At 38.6% G+C, this 13,497-nt stretch carries 15 protein-coding genes; 9 read left to right on the top strand and 6 right to left on the bottom strand.

From position 1 onward, the window contains the following. Nucleotides 1-40: 40 nt before the first annotated feature. Nucleotides 41-1,663, bottom strand: coding sequence for a CTP synthase (locus BMY50_RS03600; protein ID WP_093318465.1), 1,623 nt, complete (start codon nucleotides 1,661-1,663; stop codon nucleotides 41-43). A gap of 380 nt (nucleotides 1,664-2,043) precedes the next feature. On the opposite strand from BMY50_RS03600, the gene BMY50_RS03595 reads away from it, so the two are divergent. The 4 genes from BMY50_RS03595 to BMY50_RS03580 all read left to right on the top strand — a co-directional run bounded on the left by BMY50_RS03595 (nucleotide 2,044) and on the right by BMY50_RS03580 (nucleotide 5,595). Continuing rightward, complete coding sequence (locus tag BMY50_RS03595) at nucleotides 2,044-3,303, top strand: DEAD/DEAH box helicase (RefSeq protein WP_202907730.1); 1,260 nt, start codon at nucleotides 2,044-2,046, stop codon at nucleotides 3,301-3,303. A gap of 20 nt (nucleotides 3,304-3,323) precedes the next feature. Then, nucleotides 3,324-4,070, top strand: a complete 747-nt coding sequence (locus BMY50_RS03590; RefSeq protein ID WP_093318464.1) for a lysophospholipid acyltransferase family protein — start codon at nucleotides 3,324-3,326, stop codon at nucleotides 4,068-4,070. A 47-nt stretch (nucleotides 4,071-4,117) separates the two neighbouring features. Continuing rightward, nucleotides 4,118-4,873 (top strand): ABC transporter ATP-binding protein, encoded by a 756-nt coding sequence (locus BMY50_RS03585; RefSeq protein ID WP_093318463.1) that lies wholly within the window; start codon nucleotides 4,118-4,120, stop codon nucleotides 4,871-4,873. A gap of 176 nt (nucleotides 4,874-5,049) precedes the next feature. Further along, nucleotides 5,050-5,595, top strand: a complete 546-nt coding sequence (locus BMY50_RS03580) for a cob(I)yrinic acid a,c-diamide adenosyltransferase (RefSeq protein WP_093318462.1) — start codon at nucleotides 5,050-5,052, stop codon at nucleotides 5,593-5,595. A 13-nt stretch (nucleotides 5,596-5,608) separates the two neighbouring features. On the opposite strand, the gene kdsB is transcribed toward BMY50_RS03580, so the two are convergent. The 3 genes from kdsB to trpS form a co-directional block, all read right to left on the bottom strand. Then, nucleotides 5,609-6,346 (bottom strand): 3-deoxy-manno-octulosonate cytidylyltransferase, encoded by a 738-nt coding sequence (gene kdsB, locus BMY50_RS03575; protein ID WP_093318445.1) that lies wholly within the window; start codon nucleotides 6,344-6,346, stop codon nucleotides 5,609-5,611. Between the two features lie 75 nt (nucleotides 6,347-6,421). Then, complete coding sequence (locus tag BMY50_RS03570) at nucleotides 6,422-7,036, bottom strand: deoxynucleoside kinase (RefSeq protein WP_093318444.1); 615 nt, start codon at nucleotides 7,034-7,036, stop codon at nucleotides 6,422-6,424. Between the two features lie 80 nt (nucleotides 7,037-7,116). Further along, nucleotides 7,117-8,112 (bottom strand): tryptophan--tRNA ligase, encoded by a 996-nt coding sequence (gene trpS, locus BMY50_RS03565; protein WP_093323528.1) that lies wholly within the window; start codon nucleotides 8,110-8,112, stop codon nucleotides 7,117-7,119. A gap of 256 nt (nucleotides 8,113-8,368) precedes the next feature. On the opposite strand from trpS, the gene BMY50_RS03560 reads away from it, so the two are divergent. Next, entirely contained in the window at nucleotides 8,369-8,587 is a 219-nt protein-coding gene (locus tag BMY50_RS03560) for a DUF6965 family protein (RefSeq protein WP_093318443.1), read from the top strand. A 154-nt stretch (nucleotides 8,588-8,741) separates the two neighbouring features. On the opposite strand, the gene BMY50_RS03555 is transcribed toward BMY50_RS03560, so the two are convergent. Next, complete coding sequence (locus BMY50_RS03555; protein WP_093318442.1) at nucleotides 8,742-9,128, bottom strand: VOC family protein; 387 nt, start codon at nucleotides 9,126-9,128, stop codon at nucleotides 8,742-8,744. 595 nt (nucleotides 9,129-9,723) lie between these two features. Here BMY50_RS03555 and BMY50_RS03545 point away from each other — a divergent pair. Further along, nucleotides 9,724-9,915 (top strand): type II toxin-antitoxin system VapB family antitoxin, encoded by a 192-nt coding sequence (locus BMY50_RS03545; protein WP_093318435.1) that lies wholly within the window; start codon nucleotides 9,724-9,726, stop codon nucleotides 9,913-9,915. Continuing rightward, nucleotides 9,912-10,322 (top strand): type II toxin-antitoxin system VapC family toxin, encoded by a 411-nt coding sequence (gene vapC, locus BMY50_RS03540; protein ID WP_093318434.1) that lies wholly within the window; start codon nucleotides 9,912-9,914, stop codon nucleotides 10,320-10,322. The genes BMY50_RS03545 and vapC overlap by 4 nt, the downstream gene beginning before the upstream one ends. Nucleotides 10,323-10,453: 131 nt before the next feature. Here vapC and BMY50_RS03535 read toward each other — a convergent pair whose 3' ends face one another. After that, nucleotides 10,454-10,906: a hypothetical protein gene (locus BMY50_RS03535; RefSeq protein ID WP_093318433.1), complete on the bottom strand. Its 453-nt coding sequence runs from the start codon at nucleotides 10,904-10,906 to the stop codon at nucleotides 10,454-10,456. 439 nt (nucleotides 10,907-11,345) lie between these two features. On the opposite strand from BMY50_RS03535, the gene BMY50_RS03530 reads away from it, so the two are divergent. Both BMY50_RS03530 and BMY50_RS03525 read left to right on the top strand, forming a co-directional pair. After that, the gene (locus BMY50_RS03530) at nucleotides 11,346-12,752 is read left to right on the top strand and encodes a hypothetical protein (protein ID WP_093318432.1); all 1,407 of its coding nucleotides are present in this window, start codon (nucleotides 11,346-11,348) and stop codon (nucleotides 12,750-12,752) included. Nucleotides 12,753-12,762: 10 nt separating this feature from the next. Further along, complete coding sequence (locus tag BMY50_RS03525) at nucleotides 12,763-13,269, top strand: hypothetical protein (protein ID WP_093318431.1); 507 nt, start codon at nucleotides 12,763-12,765, stop codon at nucleotides 13,267-13,269. Nucleotides 13,270-13,497 lie beyond the last annotated feature (228 nt).

The following is a 13,497-nucleotide window of genomic DNA, read 5'->3' as shown; positions in this document are numbered from 1 at the left end:
TAAATTATATATTTAAATTATATATGGGCTCCTTATTATGCTATTTTACTTCTTTCTTTTTTCCCGCTTTTATTAATGAAGCGGCAACAAAGTTAACAAAAAGTGGGTGAGGATTTGCCACTGTTGATTTTAATTCTGGGTGAAATTGTCCGGCAACAAAAAAAGGATGGTCCTTGAGTTCAATAATTTCTACTAAATGATTATCTGGGTTGATACCAGATGCAATCATTCCGGCTGCTTCATATTGCTTTAAATATTCATTATTAAATTCATAACGATGCCTATGCCGTTCACTAATCTTTGCCTTACCGTATATAGCAGCAGCTTTTGTTCCTTTCTTCAACTCGCAAGAATAAGCTCCTAAACGCATAGTGCCACCCATATTCTTAATGTTTTTCTGATTTTCCATCAGATTAATTACGGGATGTTTTGTTTTCTTATCCATCTCATAACTATTGGCTCCCTTTAAACCAAGCACATTTCTAGCAAATTCAACAACTGCTACCTGCATTCCCAAACAGATCCCAAAAAAAGGAATGTTATTTTCTCTTACGTATTTTATAGCAGCTATTTTACCGTTCAAACCACGCTCACCAAATCCAGGAGCAACTAAAACACCGTCAAGCCCTTTTAGTTTTTCTTCTACATTATTGTCATCTATGCTTTCTGCAGCAATGCTTCTAACAGAAACCTTACATTCATTTTGTGCACCGGCATGAATAAAAGATTCGTTAATTGATTTATATGCATCTGGTAGCTCTACGTATTTACCTACTAAGCCTATTTTAACTTCAGAAGTTGGATTTTTTACGCGTCCTAAAAATGCTTTCCAATTTTCTAGATCTGGTTCGTTTTTATTTGATAGCTTAAGTTTTGCCAAAACAGTTTTGTCCAGCTGTTCCTTTAACATTAACAACGGTACATCGTAAATTGAAGGAGCGTCTGCCGATTCAATTACCGCATTTATATTTACATTACAGAATAGCGCAATCTTCTTACGAATGTCGTGTCCAATACGATGTTCTGTCCGACAAACTAATATATCTGGTTGTATGCCATACTCCAATAGCATTTTTACAGAGTGTTGTGTTGGTTTAGTTTTTAATTCACCTGCCGCAGCTAAATAGGGAACTAATGTTAAGTGAATTACCAAAGAATCGTTGTTTCCAAGTTCCCAACGAAGCTGACGAACAGCCTCAATAAAGGGCAAAGACTCAATATCTCCAACGGTACCACCTAGTTCCGTGATGACGATATCATAATCACCAGTTTCACCAAGTAAACGCATTCTTCGTTTGATTTCATCAGTGATATGTGGCACCACTTGTACCGTTTTCCCTAAATAATCGCCCGCTCTTTCCCGTTCAATAACTTGCTGATAAATACGGCCAGTAGTAACATTATTCGCTTGAGAAGTAGGCGTATTTAGAAAACGCTCATAATGACCAAGATCCAAGTCTGTCTCGGCACCATCTTCGGTTACATAACACTCGCCGTGCTCATAGGGGTTTAATGTTCCCGGATCGATATTTATGTATGGATCAAATTTTTGGATGGTAACTCTGTACCCTCTAGCTTGAAGTAATTTTGCTAATGAAGCCGATATGATACCTTTACCTAGTGAAGAAGTAACACCGCCCGTAACAAAGATGTATTTGGTCATGATATTTAAAATGGAAATTATATACAGTATAGTACGTTTTAACTATAACAGCATGTTCTTGTACGGGGTACAAAAGTAGAATTTTTTTTGGTCTTTTTCGTTATATAATGAATTTAAATATGAATTAGTAGCAGATATAATATAAGTATCAAGGTATCAGTAACAATTAGATCATCTGCTCATAATATTGATTCAACGACTTTGTCGCTTAAATTTTCAGCAAGGAAGCAAATTATTTTTCCAAATATTGTACTCAAATTTATCAACCTATATGCTTAATTCTGCAAAGTGGTTTTTTCAACTATTCTCAGTTGCATATTAAAGAATTGGATATAAGAACATTTTTGCCTAAATTTACCATCAAAAAAATAATTATTATCTTGAATTTTAGCGATTTCAATTTTGACGAGCGACTTTTCGAAGGTTTAAACAGTATGGGATTTAAAAACCCTACACCTATCCAAGAACAAACTATCCCGTTAATTTCACAAAAAAATGATCTAATAGCATGTGCGCAGACTGGCACAGGTAAAACTGCTTCTTATCTTTTGCCCTTAATGGATGCTATTTGTAGGTTAGAAGAGAAGCCTTCCATAAGTGCTTTGATTTTAGCACCCACGCGGGAGCTTGCTGTGCAAATAGATCAACAGATAGAGGGCTTGGCATATTTTACAGGTATTTCGTCCATTGCGGTATATGGCGGGGGAGATGGGGTGGAATACGAACAGCAGCGACGATCTCTTAGAGAAGGAGTAGATATCGTTATTGCAACACCTGGTCGGCTCATTGCTCATATTGCATCAGGCATAGTAAAACTTAATAAAATACATTTTTTTGTATTGGATGAAGCTGATAGAATGCTTGATATGGGTTTTAAAGATGATATTCAACGTATCACTAGAGAGTTACCAGAGCAACGTCAAACCTTACTGTTTTCGGCCACTATGCCGCCAAAAATACGCTCTTTCGCAAAAATTTTGTTAAAGGATCCAAAACATGTAAACATAGCTATCTCTCAACCTGCCGAAAAAATCAGACAACAATACTATCGTACTTTTGATGAACAAAAAACTGCTCTTGTAAAACATATATTGGCCGAAAATGAATATCAAAGTATTATAATTTTTTCCGCCACAAAAGAGAATGTGAAATCTTTAGATAAAGAACTATATCAAAGCAGCTTAAAAGTAAAGGCCTTTCATTCCGATCTGCAACAAGATGAACGGGAAGCCATTCTACTCGATTTCAAAAATAGAAAATTGAACATTTTAGTAGGAACAGACGTCTTATCAAGAGGAATCGATATCGAAGGTATTGATCTAGTAGTAAATTACGATGTTCCTTCAGACCCGGAAGATTATATACACCGTATTGGACGAACTGCAAGGGCAGAAAAAACAGGCACAGCTATTACCTTTGTTAATAATCGGGATTTCCGAAAATTTTTGGCGATAGAAAAACTAATGGACCGTAAAGTGGATGAATGTTCACTGCCTGAGTTTTTAGGTGAAGGCCCCCAAGTTATACCTATACATAAGAAAAAGAAGAAAAGGAAAAAAGGCTTTGATAAAAAAAATAAGCAGTTCTTTAATAAAAAACCAGCATCAACAGGAAACGACGAAGAGTCAAAAGCCTCCTAGGCTCGAGTGAATCCATTGTAATGAAATTAAGTAGAATAGCAAGAAAGATACATTTATGTATTTATGTATGTTGGGTAGCTTTCTTTTTTATTTTGTTGTACCCTCTCTTATGGATAGTTTCACATAATCCACAACGAAATTTTTCCCTTATCCTTAAAATTAGGCGCATACTGTCCGTTTCAAGTGCTTTTTTTGGTGGCTTTTCCTTTAAATTTAAATTTGAAGAACAGGTCGACTGGAGTAGAACTTATATCATTTGCGCTAATCACACATCTATTTTGGATATCTCTGTTATTGCAATCCTATGCAAGAATGACTATTGTTTTATGGGGAAGGAGGAACTTCTTAATAATCCCATCACACGAAGATTTTTTAAATCAGTAGACATTTCTGTTAACAGAAATAGTAGAATATCTTCCTATAAAGCTTTTAAACTAGCGCAACAACGCTTGAAAGAACACAAAAATATAGTGATTTTTCCTGAAGGAGGGATAGAAGATCTTTATCCCCCGAAATTACAGGAATTTAAAAATGGCCCATTCAGACTTGCTATTGAAAACAAAATCCCTATTATGCCGGTAGTAATTCATGATCTATGGAGGCTACTTTGGGACGACGGTCGTAACGGCAGCAGACCTGGCAAATGTGTAATAGAGATTTTAAAACCTATTGAAACCAATAATCTTCATACAAGTGATGTTGACTCGTTACGTGAGCAGGTCTATAATCTCTTCACCAATCGCTTAAATTCATCAATAAAAGTGTAACAATTATTCAATACAGTAGTCCTACTTCATATATAAAAAATCAATTTATGTCTTCATCCCTGATAGATATCAAAGAAATAGGTAGAAAATATGTTATTGGATCAGAAACTATACACGCGCTAAAATCAGTAACTTTACAGATTAATAAAGGCGAATTTGTTGCTCTTATGGGGCCATCTGGATCAGGAAAATCTACGCTCATGAATATTCTTGGCTGTTTGGACACGCCTACAAGGGGTGAATATGTGTTAAATGGCATTCGAGTTAGCGACATGACAGACGATGAGTTAGCAGAGGTCCGAAACAAAGAAATAGGTTTTGTCTTTCAGACATTCAACCTCTTGCCAAGATCCACTTCTTTGGATAATGTTGCTCTCCCACTTATTTATGCTGGATTAAATAAAGACCAACGTTTCGAAAAGGCCCAAAAGGCGCTCGAAAGTGTCAATTTGGGCAATCGAATGGATCACAAACCGAACGAGTTATCAGGTGGCCAACGTCAACGCGTAGCGATAGCCAGGGCGCTAATAAATGATCCATCTATAATTTTGGCAGATGAACCTACCGGAAACTTAGACACAAAAACTTCAGTGGAAATTATGGGTTTATTGGAAGAAATTCACTCAAAAGGCAATACAATCATATTAGTTACCCATGAAGAGGATATTGCACAGCACGCTCATCGAATTGTTCGTATGCGCGATGGTCTGATAGAAGATGATTACCCAAACCCAGAAATTAAAAATGTGTCTCCTAGATTAGCAGCACTTAAAGAAAAAGGAAGTGATTTTGAAAGCATATAGCGTAAGTCGGAGTTGTTAAGTAGTTGGTTTGTTGAGTGATTATATGTAGTGATCAGTGATTTAGGCAAATCAAAACGAGGAGAAGATTATGAATTATAAGTTATGAGTGATGAATATCTTGATACTCACAACTCATAACTGACAACTCGCAACTAATATAGTCTTGATACTTGATTATGAAAATATATACTAAAACAGGAGATTTCGGACAAACATCTTTAATTGGCGGCACAAGAGTATCCAAACACGATTTAAGGGTGGAATGTTATGGAACTACCGATGAACTAAATGCATATATAGGCCTTCTTCGAAGCTACAACCTAACTAAACAAGGAGCAGATGAACTCCTAGAGATTCAACAACTGCTTTTCGCAATAGGAGCTTTACTGGCAGCCGACCCGGAAAGATCGAAAATGAACTTATATGACCTAACGAACGATGATATCCTTTTCCTTGAAAAGGCAATCGATCGAATGGAAGAAAGCCTAGAGCCTCTTAAGAACTTTATATTACCTGGAGGTAATGCAATTGTGTCCCATATTCATATTGCTCGTTGCATATGCAGAAGAGCGGAGCGGCTAATTGTGCAACTTGGAGCAACTTCAGCTGTTCCTGAAAATATAGTTATTTATATTAACCGTTTAAGCGACTATCTATTTGTGTTAGCGAGAGCAATTGCTAAAGACACGGGTTCGCCAGAAATAAAATGGTTCCCCAGATAATTAAGTCATATAGCTATTTATTAAAACCTGTTACTTTACTAAGATCAGAAGGCTCATCAATTGCTACGGTTTCAACATATGTTTCTGCAGTTTTAATGCGATAGCCATTCTCTAGCCATCTAAGCTGTTCCAACGATTCGGCTCTCTCCAGCGATGAGATCGGTAAATTAGTTAATTCTTTTAACACCGCCGATCTATAGCCATAAATACCAATATGCTTATAATACGTGTGGTGCAATAACCAATCTTCAGGAGCAGTTCCCCTTTGAAAAGGCAACGTGGCTCTGCTAAAGTAAATAGCTTCTTTATTCGTATTGAGGATTACTTTCGGACTATTATTGTTAAACAGCTCTTCCTTTGATTTGATGGCCTTTACTAAAGTGGCAATTTGAGTATTAGCGTCTTTAAAACAACTCGTCAACAAATCTATCTGCTTGGGATCTATATAAGGTTCATCACCTTGAATATTAATAGCAATATCAAAGCCCGCTCTATTGGAAACTACCTCAGCACAGCGATCAGTACCACTTTGGTGCGTACTCGACGTCATCATGGCTTCTCCACCAAATCCTATAACGTGTTCGAAAATGCGCTCATCATCCGTGGCGACGATCACATAATTTAAGGAGGATGCTTGCTGCGCCTGCTCGTAAACACGTCTGATCATGCTCTTACCACTAATATCTATAAGTGGCTTTCCCGGAAAACGGGTAGAAGCGTAACGAGCTGGTATAATTCCAATGATGTTCATTTATATAAAGTTATGAGTTATGGGTTATGTGTGTGAGTACATACTCGTAGCTCACAACTGGCAACTCACAACTACCTAAAACAATCCATTTAAGTTCTTTTCGATTTCTTCTATTACAAAGCCTAAATCCTCTGGCTTATTGGCAAAATCTAATTTATCTTTATCTAAAATCAGTAGCTTGCCGTCTTTGTAATTACTTATCCACTTTTGATATTTATCATTGAGTTTCGATAAGTAATCTAATCGAATGCCTGCTTCATAATCTCTACCACGTAATTGAATATTATCTACCAAAGTAGGAACAGAAGCTTTCAGATAAATCAATAAATCAGGCGGTTTAATAAACGATAAGATACTTTCAAAGATATTACTATAATTCTCGAAATCACGGCTTGTCATTAAACCCATATCGTGCAAATTCTCAGCAAAAATGTACGCGTCTTCGTAAATAGTACGATCCTGAATGATGTCTGCATTTCGCTTTTGTAGTTCTATTATATGGCGAAAACGACTATTTAGAAAAAATATTTGCAAATTGAACGACCAGCGTTTCATATCGCTATAAAAATCTTCCAAATACGGGTTGTCTTCTACTGCCTCGTATTGAGGCTCCCATCCTAAGTGTTTTGCTAACAAACTAGTAAGTGTTGTTTTTCCAGCACCAATATTACCTACAATTGCTATATGCATATTCTTTAAGTATCAAGTAGCAAGACACAAGCATAAGATCGATTTCTAAACTATCTTAAATTTGTATCTTAATATTCAAATTAAAACTTTTTAAATCCAATTATTTCACGAACGTCTCGTAGAGTCTTTCGTGCGCTCTCCCTCGCTTTTTCAGCTCCAAGATTAACAATTTTCTTGATATATTCCTTATCAGCTGCAATTTCCTCAATGCGGGACCGTACCGGCTCGGTTGCAATTACCATGTCTTCTGCTAGCTGTTTTTTTAGATCCCCATATCGTATCTGGCAGCTATTATATAAATCATCAAAATGTTGAATAGTATCGGAGGAAGAGACAACTTTCATTAAATCAAACAAGTTTTGTATTTCAGTAGGTTTTGGCTGATTCTCTTGCGTCGGCCCACTATCTGTTACAGCTCTCATCACTTTTTTCCTGATCGCTACAGGCTCGTCAGACAAATAAATGCAATTAGCATCTCCTTCTGATTTCCCCATTTTCCCTTTACCATCTAAACCAGGTATTTTAATAAGGTTGTCGCTGTAGCTAAAAGCATATGCCTCTGGAAAATAGTCGTGCTTGTACATACGGTTAAAGCGATTGCCAAAAGTACGTGTCATTTCCAGATGCTGTTCCTGATCTTTTCCTACAGGCACTTTGGTTGCTTTATGCAACAGAATATCTGCAGCCATTAAAACAGGATAGGTTAATAAACCTGCATTTACATTGTCAGGATTCGCTCTCACTTTATCTTTAAAAGAAGTTGCACGTTCCAATTCGCCTAGGTAGGCATTCATATTTAAGTATAGATAGAGCTCAATAACTTCTGGCACATCAGATTGTACATAAATGGTAGCCTTCTCAGGATCTATGCCTGCAGCTAAATATTCTACAACAACTTGCTTTACATTGTCGTGTAGGTTCTCTGGGGTAGGGTGAGTAGTTAATGAATGTAAATCAGCAATAAAGAAATAGCAGTTATATTCATTCTGCATCTTTATGAAATTCTTAATTGCTCCATAATAATTTCCAAGGTGTAATTTTCCGGTACTCCGGATTCCGCTAACAACAGTTTCCATATACCGGCGAAAATAAGGATTTCTTGGTACATTTTCATATAGACATCCCATATGATCAAAAAAACGCAGGAATAGAGAATCTTACAGAATTTAATCGTTTGCTTATAGCTTAATTGTCTCCCTTCATAATCTTTGTACCTCCAATTAACATCTAACCTGCTATTATATAATGAACGGCTTTTAGTCTCATTGTAGCATTTTTCACTACAGCATTTCATAAAAACATGCTAACTTAGCGCTCAATTTTAATTATAAAATGACTCCAGAAGAATTAAAAGAATATTTCGACAGTAACCCACCACCTTTTGAAATTGAATGGAAGCCTTGGGCCAAGATTATAAATTCAAAGCGTTTTTTAGAAGCATGCTATACAGCAATCGAACATTATAAAGGAAACTATGTTAATTGCCCTGATTATTGGCATTTAGTGGAGTTTCATAAGGATATTATCGGTAAAAAAGCCGATAATGAATAGTATCGGCTTTTTTACCGATAATAGTTGCTATCAGTTTCTATATCTGTTCTACCTATCACCGTTGCACGATTGAATTGGGCAGTATTTATTCGTGCGCTCGAACCTGAAATTCTACGTCGGCTACAATTATTGCCTGTCATCCTCTGACGGGTATTCACATATAAAACACGTTAAATTTATGCCCGTCGGGGTCAGCAAAGACTAAACCATAATATCCCTGTCCAAACGCTTTAGGTTTTGAAACGATTTTTCCGCCTGCGCTTTGGACTTCTTTCTCCCATTCGTCCACCTCCTCTTTACTCTCAGCGGAAAGGGTAAACACGACTTCGTTTGCAATATGTGCATCGGAAATTTCAATCTCCACATTTGCTTTCAGCTTATCTTTTAAAAAGAAGTGCATTATAAAATTATCCTCACTTATAAAAAAGCTTGTCAGATCGTTAGACTTCCCGTTAAATTTAAATCCCAGATCTGTATAAAATTTCGTTGTTCGGTCTAAATCACTTACTGTTAAATTTGACCATACCTTTTTTGGGTTCATATTTATGTTTTTTAATTAGAAACTCTTTCACAAAGTTACCGCGTTATAGCGAAACACTTGGGGGGTAGAAGCGACATTAAACGGGTAGTTTGCAACGTTCACACGAGGAACCCGGCCGGCCCTTCTGTTCGCATCCCTATAAATAAAAAAAGTCTCAGTTTTCACTGAGACCTTATGTACCCCGGAAGGGATTGTCGGCGTCCCGCTTGGCCCGCACTCAACCTGCCGAGAAATTGTTCGAACCCGGCTGACCCCTCTGTTCTAATCCCCGATATAACGAAAAAAGTCTCAGTTTTCACTGAGACCTTATGTACAGAGGGCGAGAAATTCTTTGAACCCCTTATGATGGTTTTAAACATTGTTGAGAAAATAGTAAAAAATAATGAGCGATTTAAAAGGAAAATTGTTTGATAGGGATTTCCTTTGTTCCTTATTTGTTCCCTATTTGTGTCTCAGGCTTTGTCTGGATTAAAACCTGTTTATAAATCAGTTAACACCTGTTGATACGTAATTTTTACGTGGGACCTTATATCTATTACTGAACCATTTTGCCATGTGTATAAAATTCATTATTTTTACACATATAATAACTGACATGCGTACCAATATTGAATTAGATGATCGCTTGGTATCAGAGGCACTGAAGATCAGCAAGCTAAAAACCAAGAAGGATGTTGTGAATGAGGCTCTCAAAAGTTTTATTGCTGCATTAAAAAGAAAACAGATACTGACACTTCGAGAGGAAGATACCTGGAACGGCGACCTGAAGCAGATGCGTAAAATATGAGCCAACAGTTACTATTTGATACCTCAGTATGGATCGATTTCCTGAATAGGAAAAATAATGCGACAGCGGAGCTGCTGAAAAAAAACGTAGAAGAGGATCAGCCAGTATTTCTTACGCCTACAATCTTGCAAGAGATTCTACAGGGTATCCGTGATGATTCAAAATATCAAAAGATAAAAGAATCCCTATCATATTTTACTGTTCTGCAATTACCCCATGTTCCTGCGGCCATCGCTGCTGCTCAATTATTTCGCACGTTGAGAAAAAAAGGCGCTACTATCCGTAAAAGTAATGACTGTCTTATAGCTCATTATGCCATAGAGCTTAAACTCACGTTGGTTCATTTGGACGCAGACTTTGATCAAATAGCAAAGCATACCAAATTAGCAATATGGAAACCAAATTAGTTTTTGAGTAAACCAAAGGGTATCCCAAGACCAACAGTACCTAACACAGAATACTACTCGTTGTCCCCTCATTATCCAAAAACATGCCCCAAAACACCCACAAGTACTGGTTTTACCCCGGAATTGCTCAATCAGATTAGACAATATTCATATCTCCTACCGATTTTGCGATAGCCTATCAAATTATGTTTTAACAAAAAAGAAAGTCTAACAGCAAGTGCGTGTTCTACTTTATGGGGATCTCTATCGGGCTGCATCCGTTGTATTTCATCTAAAATATCCTGTCTGAAACCGGCTCCTAACTTGGTCAGTGCATAGGCGATTTTTTTATCCAGTTTATCCCGCTCATTGAATTTATTGATCGGTCCCAAAACTGGCTTCGTTTTCTTTGATTTGCGTTCAGGTTCTTTAGGCATAATATTCAGGATCGACAATGTAGAATCAACATTATTGCCAACTTGGGTTTCTTTTCGGCTAATCCGATCAATAATTGATTGGATATTTTTGATCTCCTCGCGTTTCTGAATGGCGAGTAATGTAAGAAATTCAACTACCTGCTTTTCCAGGGTTTCGGTGGTTTTCATGAAAATTGGGTCTAAGTTTTTCCAAATATAAAAATTAACCCACGAGTCCACAACGCCCTGGATCAAAATGTCGAGCCCGTACCCCACGATGCTAATATTTGGAATTCCTTTAGTGTTATAGTTAAAGCCTTTTCCGATAGAAATATGTTTAAATTATCGGCAACAGAAAAGCTGTAATAATAGGCAATAAGACAGGAACAAAATCAGCTGGGCCTACATCGCCGCAGACACCCCGACCGCATGTTTACGCAGTTTTCACCCCGGAAATACCGGTATTTTCCTTTAATGTCCCCTGTTACCAAAAGCCTGTTTATATTTATATCTTAATATTATCTATCCCTAAAATGTTCTCAAAACATGACCACCTAGTGCAAAAACAGCTCTGAAGTACAACACCCAATCATAAGTTTACAAATTATCTTAATCCAAATTTTCACCAATGAACAAACGAGTTGTTTTCCTACTGCTGATAGGTATTTGCCTATTCCCCTATTGCCGGAAAACTGACCAGATCAGAAAACCCGAAGAGGTGACCGGCGGGCAACAGCAGGTAATTTCGGCCGACCAGGCAAAAAAGTGGTTCGAAAACCGAATGGAATCAGCGGGCAACCAAAGAAGAGCCCGTTCTTATATTGGCGTGCCCTCCTGGGGTAGAAGCTATTCTTTATCAAACCAGGGCGAAAACGGGATTTTAAAAGTAGCGATAGAGAACTATCCCATCCGGTTTGGCTACCGCGATATCCTATTCCAGTTGCAGCCCGATGGGCAGGTACATAGCACTATCCTTGAGGTACGGGTCGATTCTACTTACCTGACAGGCAAAATAACGGCCGAAAGCGGGACGCACGGAATCCGCCATTATATCCAGAACAGTGACTTTACGGGGGATATTTATTATTTTGAACCTCTTAGCAATGAGCTGCTGAAAGGGTGGCGCTATGAGAAGGGAGCTGTTAAATACCGACTGGTTCCCAAAGTGGCGAGTGGCGCCAGGATGGCCGGCGGGATAGATAACGAGGAGAGCAATGATGACGGAGGTGGCGATAACGGAGGCCTTCCCGATGGGTGGACAGGCAATAACGATGACGGATACAACCTGCCACCAGTAGATGTGTATCCCGAGCCGACAGAGCCGGACCCCGGACCTGACGTGCCAGTGGAAGAACCCTATAATCCGCCTTCTTATCCCGTTGGTGGGGGAGGTAATGGCAGCGGCGGAGGCGGCGGACCGATAGATTCTCCACAGGAAGGAGATTATGAAAACGGAGATCAAACGGATTCAGAGGTAACCGATGAGTTTTCTAATCCGTGTTTTTCTGCTGTACTAAGCAGGATTAACAACGGGCAGCTAAACAATTTTATAAGCCAGGTGCTCACAGGCATGTTCGGCACCAGTGAACTGTTCCTGGTCCGGTTTTATGATGAGCCCCTTCCGAATTATTTGGATGGCGATACCAGAGCACAGCGCAACCCCGATGGTTCCTACACCATTCAGATTGCACTGAATAGCGACGTGCTGGCCGGCGCAGCCCAAGAATATATAGCGGCCACCATTATGCATGAGGTAGTCCACGCGTATATGGACGTAAGGGGGAATCCTTTGAAGGACCAGAACTACCTTCAACACATGGAGATGGCAGCCTTTTACGTCAGTAAAATGCAGCACGGCTTAATGGAAACTTTCCCAGGTATAACTGCAGACCCTGCTGAAGCTCTGGCCTGGGGTGGACTGCGCGAATCCCTATCCTGGCAGTCAATGGTGGGGAGCTCACCTACTAAAGCGAATCAAATAGTAAATACCAACAGTCAATACAGGACTGGCGGTGCCGGAACACATTGTAATTAAATATTATTATATGCAAAAGAGCGTATTACTTTTTTTTATTAGCATGGTATTTTACAGCTGTTCAATTTTGGGACAGCAACAAACAGGCAGCGAGGAACAAAAATTACTGAAAGAAATATCCAAAAAACTATTTATCCCCCGCGATGTAGACTCTTCCTGTAAATCAGTATTTACTATCGTTACTATACAGGTCAGAGATGCCCGGGTATCCGATGCGCTTATTTTTGATTCCGGTTGCCCGGCAACTTTACAGCATGCCTTTTCAAAAACTATCGGTGTACTCAAATCTGCCGCATGGCATGAAATATTTCCTGCCGCAAAAGGGCAACAAAATTACGATATAGCCTTGCCTTTTGGATATTTATTCCAGGTGGATGGCTGTTATGATACATCCCTTACTGAGGATGGGATTCAACGAAAGCTACAAGCAATCCGCGAGAAAAAAAGTCAGGGATCGGCAGTCCCCTCATATCAGCTAAAACCGGTTATAAAAAAATTTGTTGGCCGGACCTCATAAAAGACCTTATTATACTAAAGGGGGGAAGGCCTCCCTTTAGTATATAATTCATAGATAAAGCTAAAAGCACTGATGCAGATTGCTTGCCTGCAGGCCTGTTGTATATTTTTCATAAACTTTTATGTACGTGATATGTTGTGTCCATATGCCTATATTGATCAAATTGGAATTCATAATCGATGGGTAGTCGGTTAAGATCAGTAAACCATCACACGGTTCGCCCGATCG

Source organism: Olivibacter domesticus, from assembly GCF_900109575.1.
GTDB lineage: Bacteria > Bacteroidota > Bacteroidia > Sphingobacteriales > Sphingobacteriaceae > Olivibacter > Olivibacter domesticus.
This window is presented reverse-complemented; position numbering and strand designations above follow the sequence as displayed.